This window comes from Streptomyces sp. Y7 (assembly GCF_043195415.1).
In the GTDB taxonomy this organism is placed as follows: domain Bacteria; phylum Actinomycetota; class Actinomycetes; order Streptomycetales; family Streptomycetaceae; genus Streptomyces.
Window position 1 is genome coordinate 445,171 of record NZ_JBIDDQ010000001.1, and the last position, 16,612, is coordinate 461,782.

Here is a 16,612-nt window from a genome sequence, read left to right on the forward strand (position 1 = left end):
TCCTTCGAGGAGCAGTGGTTCGACCGAGAACGTAGACACACCAGAAGGTTCCCGATGAGACCCGTGACCCGACGCCAGGCCGACCACCATGCGGCACGCTCGGCCGCGACCGTGGCCCAGGTCATGTCCACCCTTCAGCGACTTCTCGACGCGGGCGAGGCCTTCTCCGAGATCAGCGTCCAGCGGATCCTGGAGGAGGCCGGCATCTCCCGAGCCACCTTCTACGCGCACTTCCAGGGCAAGTCCGACGTCCTGGTGCGACTCACGAACGACCTGCGCGCGTCCCTGCTGACACTGGCCCAGCAGTGGGACCCCTCCGCCGGTCCCGACAGCCTCGCCCGGTTCTTCGAGGAAGTGATCAAGATCCACCGGGCTCACCAGAGCGTGATCACCGCGGTCCGCGAGGCGTCGGCCTACGACTCCACGGTCGACGACTTCTACACCGCCGACCTCGAAGGCTTCGACGAGACGGCCCTGCGCTCGCTGCTGTCCGACCAGAGCGCCGGCCTGACCCCGACCGACGTCGACGCCGTCTCCGCCAGCCGCATCATCGTCTGGGGCGGCGCCCAGGCCATCGCCCACCACATCCGCGTCGACGACGGCACCGGGGACAGCGTCTTCGCCCGCGAACTCGCCCAGATCTGGTGGCACGGCGCCTACCGCCGCCCCGACAGCACCACTTGAGCCTTCTCTCGCCGATCTCTCTCAGGGGCCGGGATAGGTTGCGTGCCATGACCGACTTCGGAACCGCCGCCTGGCCCCCGGCCCCGATACGGACCGAACGGCTCGTGCTGCGCGCGTCCGACGCCCGGGACCGCCCGGCGTTCATCGAACTGTTCGCCTCACCCGAGGTCGGTACCTACATCGGTGGCCCGCGACCCCGCGAGGAACTCGAACGCGCGGTGCCCGAGGTGCCGGGGCGGCGCCCCGGCGTCTTCGTGGTCGATCTCGACGGAGCGATGATCGGCATGATCACGCTGGAACGTCGCGCACCGGAGAGTCCCGGTCATGTGAACCCGTATGCCGGGGAGGCGGAGCTCGGCTACATGTTCCTGCCCGGGGCCTGGGGACGCGGGTACGCCGCCGAGGCGTGTGCGGCGGCGCTCGACTGGTTCGCCGACGCGCTTCCCGGCGAGCCGGTGGTGCTCTGCACCCAGAGCGGCAATGACCGCGCGCGGCGCCTCGCGGGGAAGCTGGGGTTCACCGAGGTCGCGCGGTTCGAGCAGTACGGCACCGAGCAGTGGTTCGGTGTGCGGACCGCGCTCCCCCCGTCCGCCTGAGGTCGGCACCTTGAAGACCTTCGCCAGGTCGGCGGTCTGGGCCTCGTCCGGCGGCGATGGACAGGCCCGCGCAGCAGGCGGCGGCCTGGCCGATCACCTCAAGCTCTTGCTTCGACACATCTCTATGTTGACGTTCCTCGATTCAAGGCGCAAGGTTGCATCAATGAACGTCAATACAGGCCGTTCGGGCACCGCCTGGCCCGTCATCCAGGAGTGAAGTCATGAGCGAGCAGTCCACCGACCTCCGGGAGACCGTCCGCCGGCGGTATGCGGCGGCGGCCGTGAAGGTCACCGAGGGCGGCACCGCCTGTTGCGGGCCGCAGCCGGTCGAGGTCGACGAGAGCTTCGGCTCCACGCTCTACGCCGCCGACGAGCGCGACGCCCTGCCCGCCGAAGCGGTGGCCGCCTCCCTCGGCTGCGGCAACCCCACCGCCGTCGCCGAGCTCCGCGAAGGCGAACGCGTCCTCGACCTCGGTTCCGGCGGCGGCATCGACGTCCTGCTCTCCGCCCGCCGTGTCGGTCCAGACGGCAAGGCGTACGGCCTGGACATGACCGAGGAGATGCTCGCCCTGGCGCTGGCCAACGCGGCGAAGGCGGGCGCGCGCAACGTGGAGTTCCTCAAAGGCACGATCGAGGCGGTCCCGCTGCCCGCGAACACCATGGACGTCGTCCTCTCCAACTGCGTGATCAACCTGTCCACCGACAAGCCCGCCGTGTTCGCGGAGACCTTCCGCGTCCTCAAGCCCGGCGGCCGGATCGGCGTCTGCGACGTCGTCGCCGACGACACCCTGACCGCCGAGGCGCGGGCCGAGCGCGGCGACCACGTGGGCTGCATCGCCGGAGCCCTGTCCTTCGCCGAGTACCGCGCCGGGCTCGAAGCCGCCGGGTTCACGGACGTCGAGATCACCCCGACCCACGCGGTCGCCGACGGCATGCACTCCGCGATCGTCCGCGCCACCAAGCCCGTCGCCGCCGAAAGCGCCCCACCGGCCACCGAAGCGAGCAGAGCCTGCTGCGGTGTCAACTCCTGCTGCACACCCGCCGAGACCTCGGTCGCCCCTGCCCGCACGGTGTCGGACGCCAAGAACGCGTCGGGGTGCGATTGCCAGGACAGCCAGGACTGACGCACGCCGGCAGGGTCCGGACCCCCGACCCTGCTGTCCCTGTCACCTGGCGGCAGGAGGTCGATCGCCGGAAGCACATGCCGATTCCTGGGCCGCCATCACCTCGTCGCCGTGCTCGAAGGCCCAGGCTCCGAAGGCGTCGATGGGGGTGAGCAAGGTCCGTCCCAGAGCGGTGAGTTCGTACTCGACCCGCGAGGGTGAGTCGGCGTGGACGTGCCGGTCGATCAGGCCGTTGAACTGCAGCCGCCGCAGCGTCTCGGTGAGGACCTTGGAGCTGATCCCGCCGATCCGCTCCCGTAGTTCGACCGGCCTGCTCGGGCCGTCACGCAGCGCCCAGAGCACCACGGCGTTCCAGGTGTGGGAGAGCAGGTCGAAGGCGAGGCGGGCGCGGCAGTCGGCGAGGAAGGCGTCGTTGGTCACGTACCAAATGGTGCCCGCACGTCTCTCTAGCGTCTCTGTGAACCGTAGTCGCCGACGCGAAGAGGGAGCTTGTGATGAGGATCGGTGTGCTGGGGACGGGCAACATGGCCGAGGCGCTGGCCACGCACTGGGTGCGCGTGGGACATCAGGTGACCGTCGGAGGACGTGATGCGCACAAGGCGCGGCGGCTCGCGACGCGGATCGGAGGCGACGCCCGGGCCGGCGGTCTGCGCGAGGCGGCCGCGTCCGGCCGGGACGCGGTGCTGGCGGCGCTGCCCTTCGGGGCGGGCGAGGACGTGGCGCGGGAGCACCAGGCGGCCCTGGACGGCAAGGCGCTGATCGACTGCTCCAACCCCGTCGGGCCGGGCTTCCGGCTGCTGACGCGGCCCGGCGTCTCAGCCGCGCAGCACCTGGCCGCGGCAGCCCCGGGCGCTCACGTGGTGAAAGCCTTCAACCTCTGCCATGAGGACGTGTGGCGGATGCGGCCGCCGGTCTTCGGCGGTCGGCCCCTGGCCGTCCCGGTGTGCGGGGACGACGAAACCGCCCTGGCGCGGGTACGGGAACTGGTGCGGGACCTGGGCTGTACACCCCTCGCCGGTGGTGGTCTGGAACGGGCGGGGCTCCTGGAGGCGACCGCTGCCCTGTTCATCGCCCTGTGGGTCGGCCAGGGAGCGGACGCGCAGGCCATCGCACCACCGCTGGCATACGCGACCGGACCGGGTGGGCAGGCAGGAGCAGGCGGCACGGAGGCGGTCGGTCAGCGGCAGGGCATGCACGGTCAGAGGTCAGCCGGCCGTGATCAGCGGCCGTGAGAGGAGGACGAAAGGACGGTCGTGGCCACGTGGCGGTACGCCGTGGGCGGGTACTCGGGCTGCAGCGGCGGTGAAACGCACCGCCCCGTCACGAAGGGACGCTTCCCATGGCTCACCATGTCCGCGACGTCATGACGACCGACCTGGTGACCGTCGAACCGCAGACGTCGGTGGCAGTCGTCGCCGAGATGATGCGTGACGAGGACATCGGGGCGGTACTCGTCACCGACGGCAACCAGCTGCGGGGCCTGGTCACGGACCGCGACCTGGTCGTTCGCTCGGTGGCGGCGGGGCACGACCCGGCCGCCACGACCGTCGTCGACGCGTGCAGCGACGAGGTGATCACGGTCGGGCCCGACGACGACCTGGACCGTGCGGTCGACGTGATGCGTGAGCACTCGGTACGCCGGGTCCCGGTCGTCGATCAGAAACAGCACGCGGTGGGTGTCGTCTCACTCGGCGACCTGGCCATCGAGCGTGATCCCCACTCCGCACTGGGTGACATCAGTGCCGCCACTCCCCACACCTGACCTGCCGCCCGGCCGACAGCCGGAAGGAGGGCAGCAACCATGACCTCTCCCGACCCCGAGCCCACCCGGACCCCCGGACTCGAACCAGGTGGTCAGGTCTCCCCCGGAGAGACCCCGCCCGCCGAAGGGGGCACCTACGGCATCTCCCATCCGGAACCGCCCGAACTGCGCAAGGGCTGGGGCGCGATGCCTCTGACCGTGATCATCGCTTTGGTGGTGCTGGTGGCGATCGGCCTGATCGCCATGGCCGTGGCCCTGTGAGGCGAGCACATCGCGCCCCAGTGAGGCAGGCACACAGCCCTGTCGGGCAGGGGTGTGCGTGTGCGCTTGTCGGACAGGGGCACGGCCCCGCCCGGCAGGGGTGTCGCACGCGAGCCGCGAACCCCAGGCCGAATGGTCCGCGTGCCACGACGGTGGAAGGGGAACTCGGCCGCCATGAACGCTGAGCGACTGTCGCAGAGCTCCTACTGGCTCGAAACCGCCCCGGCCGGCGCCCCCGCTCCCCCACCGGACGCCGACATCGGCGTCGACGTCGCCGTGGTCGGCGGCGGCATCGCGGGACTCAGCGCGGCCTGGGAACTCGCACGCCAAGGACGCGAGGTCGCCGTACTCGAGGCCGCGCGCCTCGCAGCCGGGGTCACCGGGCACACGACCGCCAAACTCACCGCCCTGCACACCCTGATCTACGACCACCTGCGCCGTACCCGTGGCGCCGAGGGCGCCCGGCTGTACGCCCGCTCGCAGACCGCCGCGATCCGGCATGCCGAAGCCGTCGTGGAGGAACTGGACATCGACTGCGACTGGGAGGAGGCGGCAGCCTTCACCTACGCCGAGAACCCCCGGCGCCTGACGGAACTGCGCGCGGAGGCGGACGCGGCACAGGAGGCGGGCCTGCCCGCCGAGTTCGTCACGGAGACGGGGCTGCCGTATCCCGTCGCGGGAGCGGTGCGGGTGAGCGGTCAGGCCCAGTTCCATCCCCGGAAATATCTGCTGGCGCTCGCTGACGACCTGCGCCGGCGCGGTGCGTCGGTGTACGAGGACACTCGGGTCGTCGGTCTCACCGAGGGCGAGCCCTGCACGCTGACCACCGAGGCCGGGGTGTCGGTGTGCGCCCGCGAGGTCGTGATCGCCACCCACTACCCCGTCTTCGACCGGGCCCTGCTCTTCTCCCGGCTGTCCCCGCGCCGGGAACTGGTCGTGGCCGGGGTCATCGACGAGGAGCGCGCGCCTCGTGACATGTACATCACGCCGGATCAGGCCACACGCTCGGTGCGCACGGCACCCCTCGGCGACGGTGAGCGTCTGCTGATCGTCACCGGGGAGCACTTCACGCCCGGCACCGCCGACGTCGAGAAGCGGTTCACCCGCCTGTCCACCTGGGCCGAGGCCCGCTTCCCCGACGTCAGGCTCACCCATCGGTGGGCCACTCAGGACAACGACTCCACCGACTCCGTCCCCCTCGTCGGACCGCTCCGTCCCGGCAGCCGTCACACCTACGTGGCAACCGGCTTCGGCGGCTGGGGCCTCAGCGGCGGCATCATGGCGGGCCTGCTGCTGAGCGACCTCATCGCCGGTCGCGCGGTCGAGTGGAGCGGCCTCTACGATCCCCGGCGGATCGCCTCGGTCGTGCGCGAGGGCGGGTCGTTCCTGAAGCACCAGGCCGAGGTGGCCCGGCACTTCGTCGGCGACCGCATACCGCCGCTGACCGGGCCCGCCCCGGAGGACATCGCCCGGGGCGACGGCGCCGTGGTGCGCGTGGGCGCGGGGCAATGTGCGGTGCACCGCGACGAGCAGGGTCAGTTGCACGCTGTCTCGGCCAGTTGCACGCATCTGGGCTGCGTCGTCGCCTTCAACCGGGCGGAGAAGGCATGGGAATGCCCGTGTCACGGCTCCCGTTTCGCTCCGGACGGCCGGGTCCTGCAGGGGCCCGCGGTGCGGCCGCTGAAGAAGCGCGAGCTCTGACGGGTACGCCGCCGCTCAGCGGCCGAGGGCGTTCTCCAGCTGCTTCTTGGTCATCGAGGAGCGGCCCTGGATGTTCCGCTTCCTGGCCTCCTCGTACAGCTGATCCTTGGTCGGCCCCTCGGCACCGCTGTGCGAGCGCTGCCCGCCACGCTGCGACGCCGACTTCGGATCGCGGGTCGAGGCCTTGCCGGCGGTCTTCGACTCCCCCGACCTCGCCCGCTCCTTGTTCACCGTCCGCGCGGCGATCTCCTTGGCCCGCTTCGGCGACTCGCCACGATCCCGGGCGCTCTCCTTGACGTGCTCGTACTGACGCTCGCGCTTCGAGCTCGAACCTGCCGGCATGACACCTCTCCTTACCTACGCGCTGCGGTGAGATCGGCATCGCGGCCCAGCCGGGGAACCTGCCCGCCGAGCCGGGGCACCGAGGTCACCCGAGTTCCCCGGGGGGGGTTGTCCGAAGCATGGGCGGCGGCCGCCGGGTGGGCCCTTACGCGGTTCCGGGCCCGGCCCGCAGACACCGTCGCAGCTCCTCCGCGTACGGCATGACGACCCCCAGCCCGATGACGGCGGCGAGTCCGGCGAGGTACGCAGGCGGCAGCGGGTCCTCCTTGGGCAGCAGCCGCCAGTCCCGCGGGTGCCGTCCGCCGCGCAGCGCTGAACGGACCTGGTCCGGATGCAGACAAGCGGTGAAGGCCAGCGCGGTGAGCGGCAGCACTTCAAGGAAACTGTGGATGTGCTGCTCGATCGGCCGGACCTCCCGTTCGCCAGTGGCCAGCGACACGTCGTAGACCGCGGTGGCGCCGTGTGCGACAGCGGCCGCGCCCATCGTGGTCAGCACCAGGGGGTTGACCCGGGCGAGCAGCCCCATGACCACCGGCACGCCGGTCTCGGTCATCATCAGTACCTCCCGCGCGCCCGGAACACGCGCACGCCGCGGTTAGGCCCCTCAGCCCACCGGGTACTCGCCGACGCGTCGCAGTACCGCTGTCCCCGCCTCCTCTGAGAGAGACACCATGCCCGACTTCGGATACTTCCTGTCGTGCGAGGAACACACCCCGGCCGAACTCGTCGATCAGGCCCGGATGGCCGAACAGGCCGGTTTCACCTCACTGTGGATCTCGGACCACTACCACCCGTGGAACGACAACCAGGGCCAGAGTCCGTTCGTGTGGTCGGTGATCGGCGCCCTGTCGCAGGCGGTGTCCCTGCCGGTGGAGACGGCCGTGACCTGCCCCCTCGTCCGCACGCATCCCGCGGTCATCGCCCAGGCGGCCGCCACCAGTGCCGCCCAGCTGGGAGGCCGGTTCCGGCTGGGGGTCGGTACCGGTGAGGCGCTCAACGAACACATTCTGGGCACGCACTGGCCCGAGGCACCGGTGCGTCTGGAGATGCTGGAGGAGGCCGTCCAGATCATCCGGCATCTGTTCACCGGCGAGCGGACGAGCCACTACGGCAAGCACTACACCGTGGAAAACGCCCGCCTGTACACCCTGCCGGACGAGCCGGTGCCCATCGACGTCTCCGCCTTCGGACCGCAGGCCGTCGAGAGCGCGGCACGCATCGGCGACGGCCTGATCACGATGATGCCCGATCCCGCTCTCGTCGAGCGCTTCCGCCGTGCGGGCGGCGGCACCAAGCCGGTGTACGGCGGGCTCAAGGTGTGCTGGGGCGCGGACCGTCAGGAGGCGATCCGCACGGCGCACCGGCTGTGGGCCAACGAGCAGCTGCCCGGCGAACTCCCCCAGATCCTTCCCACGCCACGCCACTTCGAGCAGGCGTCCGAGCAGGTCACCGAGGACCAGGTGGCGTCCGCCGTACCCTGCGGCGATGATCCGGACCCGCATCTGGAGGCGTTGAGCGCGTTCGTCGACGCGGGGTTCGACACCGTGTACGTCAGCCAGATCGGCAAGGACCAGCAGGGCTTCTTCGACTTCTACCGCACGAAGATCCTGCCGCAGATGCGCGACGCGTGAGGCCCGCCGACGGGCCTCGGATCACGGCACGGGCACCCCGAACACCCCGTCCCTGCGCCGCGGGAACGCGACCGTGATGTCGAGGCCGCCCTCCGGGCCCTGCTCGGTGACGATCCTGGCCCGGTGGGCGCTGGCGACGGCCGCGACGATCGACAGGCCGAGGCCGTGGCCGTCGTGGCGTGCGGAACGGTGGCCGAGCCGTTGGAAGGGCTGGTAGAGGGACGGGATGGCGTCGCGCGGGACGACCGGTCCGCTGTTCACGACGCGCACCGTGGGCACCCCTCCTTCGAGGCTGGTGGTCACCGTGATCCAGCCGCCCCGGTTGGTGTAGCGCTGGGCGTTGCCGACCAGGTTGGTCACCAGCCGTTCCACGAGGCTGGCGTTGCCCTCGGTCCCGGCGGAGGCGAGCCTGACGTCGAGGGCGACGTCGTCGGGGCGGGTGGGCGTGAGGTTGTCGAGCACGTCGGTGACGACTTCGGCGAGGTCCAGCGGTTCCGTGGCGAAGACACCGCTCTGGCTGCTCGCCAGGGTGAGCAGCGCCTCGATCAGCCGCTCCTGCTCCTCACCTATGGTCAGGGCCCGTTCGCACACCGCCCGCAGGGCCTTAGCGTCCGGGTCGGGAGTGCTGAGCGCGACCTCGATCACCGTACGTTGCAGGGTCAGCGGCGTGCGCAGTTCGTGCGAGGCGTTGGCGACGAAGCGTCTCTGGGCGTCGAACGCGGCGTCCAGGCGGCCGAGCAGGCCGTCGAAGGTGTCGCCGAGGTTCTTCAGTTCGTCGTCGGCGGGGCCGGGCATGGCGAGCCGTTCGTGCAGGTTGTGCGCCGAGATACGGCGGGCGCGTTCCGTCATCACACGTACGGGGCGCAGCACCCGCCCGGCCACCAGCCAGCCCAGGCCGCCGGAGACGCCGGTCATGACGCCGAGCGCGATGCCGGACCGGGTGAGCAGGGTGCGCTGGGCCTCCTGCCGCTGGCGGTCGGCGACGTACGAGATCTGGCCCGAGATCTCCTGGACCGCCGGGTTGCGCGAGGCGTTACCGGTGGTGATCTTGGTGCCTTTGGAGGCGGGGCTCTGCACGACCAGGAGGTAGGTGACGGCGAGCAGGGTGGCGCCCGAGACGAAGAACAGCGTGCCGTAGAGGAGGGTGAGCCGGAGCCGGGCCGACCAGCGGATGCGGAACCGGCCGGCGGGCTCAGATGCGGTAGCCGACATGCGGCACCGTCTCGATCACCGGCGGGTCGCCGAGCTTGCGGCGCAGGCGGCTGATGGTCACCTTCACCGTGTTGGTGAAGGGGTCGGTGGCCTCGTCCCAGGCCCGTTCGAGCAGTTCCTCCGCGGACACCACCGCGCCGCGCGCGGCCAGCAGCAGCTCCAGTACGGCCATTTCCTTGGGAGACAGGTCCAGTTGGCGTCCGCCGCGCCAGGCGGTGTGCTCGGCGGGCGACAGCGACAGGTCGTCGTGGGTGAGCACCGGCGGCACGGCGGGGTGGGCACGGCGAGCCAGGGCGCGGATCCGCGCGACGAGTTCGGCGAACGCGAACGGTTTGGTCAGATAGTCGTCGGCGCCCAGGCTCAGTCCGTCGACCCGGTCGGCGATGGTGGACGAGGCCGTGAGCATGAGGATGCGGGCCCGGCAGCCGTGCTTGATCAGCGCACGGCAGACCTCGTCGCCGTGCATCAGCGGGAGGTCCCGGTCGAGCACGATGACGTGGTAGTCGTACACGGTCGCCTGTTCCAGCGCCTGCCGGCCGTCCAGTGCCAGGTCGATGGCCATGCCTTCCTGCCGCAGCCCCGCGGCGATCGTCTCGGCGAGTTCGAGGTGGTCGTCGACAATCAGCACTCTCATGCCGGTCAGGATGCCCTGCGACCCATAACAGGGGAATAACGCGTGGACGGGGTCAAAGAGGCCGGCACGACTGTTCCCCGGGTGTAACCGCACCCGGCGTACAACTCCGTGCATGTTCTCCACACAGCGACGTGCCCTGATCGGGCGCGCAATTCTTCCCGTGTCCCTGCTTCTCACAGGCGCGCTGATCAGCGGCTGTTCCGGCTCGTCCAGCGCGGCTTCCGACAGTGACCCGACCTCGGAATCCTCCGGGTCGGCCAACGGCGCGTTCGACCAGGCCCTGGAATTCGCCGAGTGCATGCGTGCCGAGGGCGTACCCGAATTCCCCGACCCCCAGCAGGCCGACGGCGGTATCCGCATGGACGCCGGGGGTGTCGACACCAACTCGCAGGAGTTCCAGGGCGCCATGGAAGCCTGCCGTGACAAGGCTCCGCAGGCCGAGGGGCAGGCCCAGGGCGGCGAGCCGCTCGATCCCACCAAGGTCGCCGCCTGGGCGGAGTGCATCCGGGAGAACGGCGTGCCGAAGTTCCCGGACCCGGAGATCAACGGCGGTCAGATGGCCCTCGACTTCGCCGGCGCCGGCCTCAGCATGGCCGACCCCGCCTTCCAGAAGGCCCGTTCCGCGTGCCAGGACAAGTGGCCCGGCGGCGGGATGATGATCCAGGGCGGCGGAGGCCAGTGACCACGCAGGAGGAGGCGGAACACCTCCCGGCCGTCGTGGAGCCCGGCGGGGCCCCGGCGGTCCCGGACGACGCGGAACAGGCCCCGGCCGTCGCCGAGGAGGCGGCACAGCCGGCGCCTGCCGAGGACACCGACCGGCCGACGGCCGACCGGCGCAGGCGCAGCATTCGCCGTACGGCCGCCCTCGTGGTGATCGCGATCGCCGTGGCCGCCGCCGCGGGGCTCGCCGCCACGGGCGCCTTCAGCGGTGACGACGGTGCCGCGGCGCAGGCCGCCCCGTCGGGTCCGGCCGCGACGACGAAGGTCCAGCGGATGACGCTGACCAGCACCGAGACCGTGGACGGCACGCTGGGCCACGGCGAGCCGACCGCGGTCACCACCGGCTCCGCCGCCCCCGCGTCCGGACAGAACGGTCAGAGCGGCGGCCAGGCGCCTGTCGACAGCGAGTTCGTCACGTGGGTGCCCGGCGAGGGCGACACGCTCGAACGCGGCGACACCGTCTACCGGGTCAACGAGCGCAAGGTGCCCCTGCTGTACGGGTCCGTCCCGCTGTACCGCACGCTGGAGGCGGGCAGCGAGGGTTCCGACGTGCGGATGCTGGAGCGCAACCTCGCCGCTCTGGGCTACGACGGCTTCGACGTGGACGACGAGTACACCTCGGGCACCGCCGCGGCCGTCGAGGAGTGGCAGGACGACCTCAACGCCGAGGAGACCGGCACCGTACGGCCCGGGGACGCGGTGGTCGCCGCGGGGGCGCGGCGGATCGCGGAGCTGAAGACCTCGCCCGGCGCGGTCGCCGGCGGTGAGGTGCTCACCTGGACCGGCACCGAGCGGCTCGTCTCCATGGACCTGGACCCTCAGCACGAGGACCTGGTGAAGGAGGGCTCGAAGGCCACGGTCCGGCTGCCGGACGGCAGCACCGTGGTCGGCGAGGTCACCGACATCGGCACCCCGGCCAATGCCTCCGCCGGTTCCGGCGGCGGGGCCGGCGGTGAGGGCCAGGGTGCCGACGAGGCGACCCTTCCGGTGCGGCTGGAGATCGACGACCAGAAGAAGCTGGGCCGTTACCAGGCCGCGTCCGTCGACGTGATCCTGGAGGCCGACAGCCGCCGGGACGTGCTGGCGGTGCCGGTCAACGCGCTGATGGCGCGGCCGGGCGGCGGCTATGCGCTGGAGGTCCCGAAGACCGGCGGCGGCAGCGAGATGGTGCCGGTGGAGCTGGGGATGTTCGCCGGCGGTCTGGTCGAGGTCAAGGGCTCGGGCATCGAAGAAGGTATGAGGGTGGGGGTGCCCAAGTGACGCCGAACGTAGTGGAGTTGACGGGGGTCTCCCAACGGTACGGAGAGGTCGTCGCGCTGGCCGACACGAATCTGGTGATCGGGCGCGGGGAACTGGTCGCGATCGTCGGGCCGTCCGGTTCCGGGAAGTCGACCATGCTCAACATCATGGGCACGCTCAGCCGTCCGACCTCCGGGCACGTCCGGGTCGACGGCCACGCGGTCGAGGAGCTCAGCGACCGCGAGTTGTCGGCATTGCGCGCCGGCACGATCGGTTTCGTGTTCCAGCAGTTCCATCTCACCCCGGGCATACCGGTGCTGGACAGCGTGGCCGACGGGCTGCTGTACAGCGGCACCCCGCGCGCCAGGCGGCGCCGGCTCGCCGAGACGGCGCTGCGCCGGGTGGGGCTGGGGCATCGGCTGTATCACGAGCCGCATCAGCTCTCCGGCGGTGAGAAGCAGCGGGTGGCGATCGCCCGTGCGGTGCTGGGCGACCCGCCGCTGCTGCTGGCGGACGAGCCGACCGGCGCGCTCGACTCCCGGTCCGGCGCGACCGTGCTGGAGCTGCTGCACGAGCTGAACGAGGCCGGCACCACGGTCGTCGTCATCACACACGACCGGGACGTGGCCGCGTCCCTGCCGCGCGAGGTGCGGCTCAAGGACGGGCGGATCGAGCACGACTCCACCGCCGGCCGGGAGTTGGCGGCCGCCGCGTCCGGGGCGCGGCGGTGACGCGGTCCGACGGGCGGGCGGCCGGCTCGCGGCCCCGCCCGGCCCGGATGAGCCCCGCCGACGTGCTGCGGGTGGGTGGGTACGGGCTGCGGGCGAGGCCCATGCGGGTGTTCCTGTCCGCGCTGGGCATCGCGATCGGCATCGCGGCGATGGTGGGCGTGGTGGGCATCTCCACCTCCAGCACGGAGGACCTGGACCGGCGGCTGAGCGCGCTGGGCACCAACCTGCTGTCCGTCACTCCGGGGCCGTCGCTCAGTGGTGACGCCTCCCATCTGCCGAGCGAGTCGGTGCAGATGGTGGGCAACATTCCGGACGTGGAGTCGGTGACGGCACTCGGCAAGGTGGACGCCAAGGTCTATCGCAACGACCACATACCGGAGGCCGAGACCAGCGGTATCGCCGTCTACGCGGCGAAGACCAACCTGCCCGAGACGACCGGCGCGCAGGTGACCGACGGGCGGTGGCTGAACGCCGCCAACGACCGTTATCCCTCCGTGGTGCTCGGTCCCCGCGCCGCCGAACAGCTCGGGGTGCACCGGGCCGGATCCGACGTGCAGGTGTGGCTCGGTGGCCGCTGGTTCACCGTGATCGGACTGCTCGCGCCCAACGAGCTGACTCCGGAGCTGGACACCCAGGCCCTGGTCGGCTGGCCCTACGCGCAGGACAAGCTCGGCTTCGACGGCTACCCGTCGGTGATCCACGTACGGGCCGTGGAGGAGCGCGTCTCCCAGGTGCAGGGCATCCTCGGGGCGACCACCAACCCGGAGAAGCCCGACGAGGTGGCCGTCTCCCGGCCCTCCGACGCCCTCGCCGCGAAGGAGGCCACGGACGACACCCTGAGCGGGCTGCTCCTCGGGCTCGGCGCGGTGGCACTGCTGGTCGGTGGTGTCGGCGTGGCCAACACCATGGTCATCTCCGTGCTGGAGCGCCGCTCCGAGATCGGTCTGCGCCGCTCGCTGGGGGCCACTCGGGGGCAGATACGCAATCAGTTCCTGTGCGAGTCGCAGCTGTTGTCCGCGCTCGGCGGCGTCGGCGGGGTGACTCTGGGGATCGCGGTGACCATCGGCTACGCCTCGTACCAGGGCTGGCCGTCGGTCGTCCCGGCGTGGGCCATGGCCGGTGGCATCGGTTCGACGCTGGTCATCGGCGCGCTGGCGGGCTTCTACCCGGCGGTGCGCGCGGCCCGGCTGCCCCCCACGGAGGCGCTGGCGACACCGTGAGCGGCAGCCTCGTACGGCAGGGGCAGTCGTTCCCCGATCACCGGTGCCCCTGGACATTCCCCCGCAGGGGGCACCGGGTCCGTACCCTCCCCGGCGAGTCGCCGGGGAGGGTGTCGGTGTGCCGGCGGTGACGGTCGGCCGTGGTCACGAAGGAACCCCGACGAGGGCGGTTTCGGTTCCCTCCGGTACGCCGTCGTCGTGGACGACGTCCCAGCCCGCGGCGGCCAGTTTCTGCGCCAGGGTGTCCGCGTCGGCCGCGGCGAGCTCGAACCGGATGACCAGCGGTGCGTCCGGGCCGTACCCGGCGACCGGCGCGGCGACGGTGTCCGCGCCGACGCCGTGTCCGGCCGCGGTCTCCAGGAGCCGGGCGAGTTCGCCGGGGCGCTCGGCGATGGTGACGTCGACATGGGCGGTGTCGGCGGGGAGCGGGCCCGACACCGGGGCGGGAAGAGCCTCCAGCGCGGCGACACCGCGCTCCAGCAGACCGGTGAGGTTGCGCCTGCTTCGCGCCCTGCTCCTCGGGTCGCGCACCGACAGGTCCCGTACCGCCGTGAGCAGTTCGGTGAGATCGGTCTGCAGCGCGGTGAGGACACCGGCGACCTCGGCGGCGTTGGTCTCGATGATGTCGGTCCACAGCCGGGCCTCGCCGCGGGCGATGCGGGTGGCGTCCCGGAACCCCTGGCCGACGAGGAGCGCGCTGACGGGCGACCGGCCGCCGAGCCGTGCCGCGACCAGGCTGGCCATGAGGTGCGGGGCGTGGGAGGTGAGCGCCACGGTCTCGTCGTGGGCGCCGCTCCGCATGACCGTGGGGACGCCTCCGCACAGGTCGATCAGGTCCAGGGCCCGGTCGAAGGCGGGCTTGGAGGTGAGCCGGGAGGGGGTGAGCACCCACACCCGGTCCTGGAAGAGGTCGGGGCGTGCGGCGAGCGGGCCGGAGCGCTCACGGCCCGCCAGCGGGTGTCCGCCGACGAAGTGCGTGGGCCGCGGGGCACGGGCCAGCACCTCGCGCTCCGGGCCCGCCTTGACGCTGGCCACGTCCGTGTAGCTGCGTGCGAGGCCGCGCGCCTGCTGTTCGGAGAGCACGTCGGCGACCTTGCTCGGGGGGACGGCGAGCACCGCGAGGTCCACCGGCGCCTCGGGCGGCAGCGCCGTGCCGGCGCCGAGCAGTTCGGCGGTGCGGACCGCGGACGCGCTCGCGTCGAGGAGATGGACGGTGACGCCGCGCCGCGCGGCGGCGAGCGCCACCGAGGTGCCGATCAGTCCGGTGCCGACGACGGCCAGGGAGCGGATCACGAGGCAGCCCCGGCGGGGACGTCCGCGGTGACATCGCCGGGCAGACGTGAGATGACGGCGGCGGCGAGCCGGTCGAGCCCCTCCTCGATCCGCTCCGGGGTCAAGGTGCTGACCGACAGCCGCAGTTGGCGGGACTCGGTGCCCGCGCCGAAGAAGTGGTGCATGGGGGTGAACAGCACGCCGTGCTCGCGCGCCGCGTGCTGCAGGAAGGCGTCGTCGACCGCGAACGGCACGGTGACGACCACGAAGAACCCGCCGTCGGGTTCGTTCCAGGTCACCCCCGTGGCCTCCCGGAACCGCTCGGTGAGCCCTTGCAGAACCTGCGTCAGATTGCTCTGGTACACGGCGGTTTCGCGGGCGTTGGCGGCCACCAGGCTGAAGTCGTTGGCGATCAACTTGCCGCCGATGACGGCCTGGGCGATCGGGGAGGTGTTCACCGTCAGCATGCTCTTGATCTTCGACAGCTCGTCGGCGAGCACTCCGCCGCGCACCGGCTGGTCCGCGACCGCGAAGCCGACTCGGGCACCCGCCACGCCGCTCTTGGCGAAGGAGCCGAGATAGACGACCCGGCCCTCGGTGTCGAGCGACTTCAGCGTGGGCGGGCGTCGGTCCGGCGTGCGGTGGAAGAGTCCGTAGGGGTTGTCCTCCAGCAGCAGCAAGCCCTCCGACGCGGCGATCTCCAGCAGCCGGTGCCGGTCGGCGACGGTCATGCTGAGACCGACGGGGTTGGCGAAGTCCGGGGTGACGTAGCAGGCGCGCACCCGGCGGCCGGCGTCACGCGCGGCGTGCAGGCGGCGCACCAACTCCCCCAGGTCCAGGCCTTGTTCCCCGGAGGGCACCGGCAGCACCGGCAGGTCGATGAGCAGGGCGGCGCCCGTGAGACCGACATAGGTGGGGGACGGCGCCAGCAGCGTGTCGCGGTCGTCGGCGCGCAGGGTGCGCAGCACCAGGAACAGTGCCTCCTGGAATCCGACGGTGACGACGACGCAGCGCGGGTCGACGTCGATGCCCTCGTCGACCGCGAGGTTCTTGGCGATCAGCTCGGTGATGACGCCCTTGGTTTCGCCGTACTGCAGGAGGGTGCGCGACACCTGCTGTTCCGTCATGTGCCGCTCGGTTCGCAGATACTCCGTGAACACCTCCAGGTATTCATGGATCTGGTCCGTGTCGAAGAATCCCTCGTAGGGCCGGCCGGCCGCGAACGATATTGCCGCGGGATGGTTTCCGGCAATATTGTTGAGCAGATTCATCGACTCCATGGACGCAGCGGAGAGCGAGGCGTGCAGCGGCTCCGAACTCAATTCCGCGAGATTTTTCGGGATCGGCATGGAGGCCAGTATCACGCACTGCGGCAACTGCGACAATGCCGCACGTTTGACACCCTGGAACCGGCGTTGACCTGCATCTTCAGCTGCCAACTTTGACAAGTTCGGTATTCGCGAATCGAGTTGTACGGTGGTGC

General features: G+C 71.3%; 20 protein-coding genes. 13 read left to right on the plus strand and 7 right to left on the minus strand.

Going from position 1 to position 16,612, the window contains the following annotated elements; translation table 11 throughout:
• Positions 1–54: 54 nt before the first annotated feature.
• From ACGFW6_RS01870 to arsM, 4 genes are read left to right on the plus strand one after another with little or no spacing between them, the layout of a single operon-like run.
• Positions 55–684 carry a TetR/AcrR family transcriptional regulator gene (locus ACGFW6_RS01870; protein WP_393503430.1) on the plus strand — a complete coding sequence of 210 codons (630 nt, stop codon included), beginning with the start codon at positions 55–57 and terminating at the stop codon, positions 682–684.
• Positions 685–731: 47 nt separating this feature from the next.
• Positions 732–1,280, plus strand: coding sequence for a GNAT family N-acetyltransferase (locus ACGFW6_RS01875; RefSeq protein ID WP_393503432.1), 549 nt, complete (start codon positions 732–734; stop codon positions 1,278–1,280).
• 10 nt (positions 1,281–1,290) lie between these two features.
• Positions 1,291–1,497, plus strand: a complete 207-nt coding sequence (locus ACGFW6_RS01880) for a hypothetical protein (protein ID WP_393503435.1) — start codon at positions 1,291–1,293, stop codon at positions 1,495–1,497.
• A 4-nt stretch (positions 1,498–1,501) separates the two neighbouring features.
• Entirely contained in the window at positions 1,502–2,404 is a 903-nt protein-coding gene (arsM, locus tag ACGFW6_RS01885) for an arsenite methyltransferase (RefSeq protein WP_393503438.1), read from the plus strand.
• A 42-nt stretch (positions 2,405–2,446) separates the two neighbouring features.
• Here arsM and ACGFW6_RS01890 read toward each other — a convergent pair whose 3' ends face one another.
• Positions 2,447–2,824 (minus strand): winged helix-turn-helix transcriptional regulator, encoded by a 378-nt coding sequence (locus ACGFW6_RS01890; protein ID WP_393503441.1) that lies wholly within the window; start codon positions 2,822–2,824, stop codon positions 2,447–2,449.
• 74 nt (positions 2,825–2,898) lie between these two features.
• Between ACGFW6_RS01890 and ACGFW6_RS01895 the strand changes: the two genes are divergently transcribed.
• The 4 genes from ACGFW6_RS01895 (at position 2,899) to ACGFW6_RS01910 (ending at position 6,128) form a co-directional block, all read left to right on the plus strand.
• Entirely contained in the window at positions 2,899–3,636 is a 738-nt protein-coding gene (locus ACGFW6_RS01895; protein WP_393503444.1) for an NADPH-dependent F420 reductase, read from the plus strand.
• A 107-nt stretch (positions 3,637–3,743) separates the two neighbouring features.
• Positions 3,744–4,166, plus strand: a complete 423-nt coding sequence (locus ACGFW6_RS01900) for a CBS domain-containing protein (RefSeq protein ID WP_393503446.1) — start codon at positions 3,744–3,746, stop codon at positions 4,164–4,166.
• A 39-nt stretch (positions 4,167–4,205) separates the two neighbouring features.
• Positions 4,206–4,427, plus strand: coding sequence for a DUF6480 family protein (locus ACGFW6_RS01905; protein WP_393503449.1), 222 nt, complete (start codon positions 4,206–4,208; stop codon positions 4,425–4,427).
• A 174-nt stretch (positions 4,428–4,601) separates the two neighbouring features.
• A complete protein-coding gene (locus ACGFW6_RS01910) occupies positions 4,602–6,128 on the plus strand; it encodes an FAD-dependent oxidoreductase (RefSeq protein ID WP_393503452.1) in 1,527 nt (508 codons plus the stop codon).
• Positions 6,129–6,143: 15 nt separating this feature from the next.
• Here the strand turns inward: ACGFW6_RS01910 and ACGFW6_RS01915 are convergent, their stop codons facing one another.
• Positions 6,144–6,470 (minus strand): plasmid stabilization protein, encoded by a 327-nt coding sequence (locus ACGFW6_RS01915; RefSeq protein ID WP_393503454.1) that lies wholly within the window; start codon positions 6,468–6,470, stop codon positions 6,144–6,146.
• A gap of 145 nt (positions 6,471–6,615) precedes the next feature.
• A complete protein-coding gene (locus ACGFW6_RS01920; protein WP_393503456.1) occupies positions 6,616–7,026 on the minus strand; it encodes a hypothetical protein in 411 nt (136 codons plus the stop codon).
• Between the two features lie 115 nt (positions 7,027–7,141).
• On the opposite strand from ACGFW6_RS01920, the gene ACGFW6_RS01925 reads away from it, so the two are divergent.
• Positions 7,142–8,101: an LLM class F420-dependent oxidoreductase gene (locus tag ACGFW6_RS01925; RefSeq protein WP_393503459.1), complete on the plus strand. Its 960-nt coding sequence runs from the start codon at positions 7,142–7,144 to the stop codon at positions 8,099–8,101.
• A gap of 21 nt (positions 8,102–8,122) precedes the next feature.
• Here the strand turns inward: ACGFW6_RS01925 and ACGFW6_RS01930 are convergent, their stop codons facing one another.
• Positions 8,123–9,313, minus strand: a complete 1,191-nt coding sequence (locus tag ACGFW6_RS01930; RefSeq protein ID WP_393503462.1) for a sensor histidine kinase — start codon at positions 9,311–9,313, stop codon at positions 8,123–8,125.
• Entirely contained in the window at positions 9,294–9,947 is a 654-nt protein-coding gene (locus tag ACGFW6_RS01935; RefSeq protein WP_030952744.1) for a response regulator transcription factor, read from the minus strand. Before ACGFW6_RS01935 ends, ACGFW6_RS01930 begins: the two co-directional genes overlap by 20 nt.
• Before the next feature lie 160 nt (positions 9,948–10,107).
• Here ACGFW6_RS01935 and ACGFW6_RS01940 point away from each other — a divergent pair, with 160 nt between their 5' ends.
• The 4 genes from ACGFW6_RS01940 to ACGFW6_RS01955 are packed head-to-tail and all read left to right on the plus strand — an operon-like array spanning position 10,108 to position 13,857.
• Positions 10,108–10,629: a hypothetical protein gene (locus tag ACGFW6_RS01940; protein WP_393503465.1), complete on the plus strand. Its 522-nt coding sequence runs from the start codon at positions 10,108–10,110 to the stop codon at positions 10,627–10,629.
• Complete coding sequence (locus ACGFW6_RS01945; protein WP_393503468.1) at positions 10,626–11,927, plus strand: peptidoglycan-binding protein; 1,302 nt, start codon at positions 10,626–10,628, stop codon at positions 11,925–11,927. Before ACGFW6_RS01940 ends, ACGFW6_RS01945 begins: the two co-directional genes overlap by 4 nt.
• Positions 11,924–12,637: an ABC transporter ATP-binding protein gene (locus tag ACGFW6_RS01950; RefSeq protein ID WP_393503471.1), complete on the plus strand. Its 714-nt coding sequence runs from the start codon at positions 11,924–11,926 to the stop codon at positions 12,635–12,637. Before ACGFW6_RS01945 ends, ACGFW6_RS01950 begins: the two co-directional genes overlap by 4 nt.
• A 47-nt stretch (positions 12,638–12,684) precedes the next feature.
• A complete protein-coding gene (locus ACGFW6_RS01955) occupies positions 12,685–13,857 on the plus strand; it encodes an ABC transporter permease (RefSeq protein ID WP_393505046.1) in 1,173 nt (390 codons plus the stop codon).
• 144 nt (positions 13,858–14,001) lie between these two features.
• Here the strand turns inward: ACGFW6_RS01955 and ACGFW6_RS01960 are convergent, their stop codons facing one another.
• Positions 14,002–15,150 carry a prephenate dehydrogenase gene (locus ACGFW6_RS01960; protein WP_393503474.1) on the minus strand — a complete coding sequence of 383 codons (1,149 nt, stop codon included), beginning with the start codon at positions 15,148–15,150 and terminating at the stop codon, positions 14,002–14,004.
• A complete protein-coding gene (locus ACGFW6_RS01965) occupies positions 15,147–16,478 on the minus strand; it encodes a PLP-dependent aminotransferase family protein (RefSeq protein ID WP_393503477.1) in 1,332 nt (443 codons plus the stop codon). Before ACGFW6_RS01965 ends, ACGFW6_RS01960 begins: the two co-directional genes overlap by 4 nt.
• Positions 16,479–16,612 lie beyond the last annotated feature (134 nt).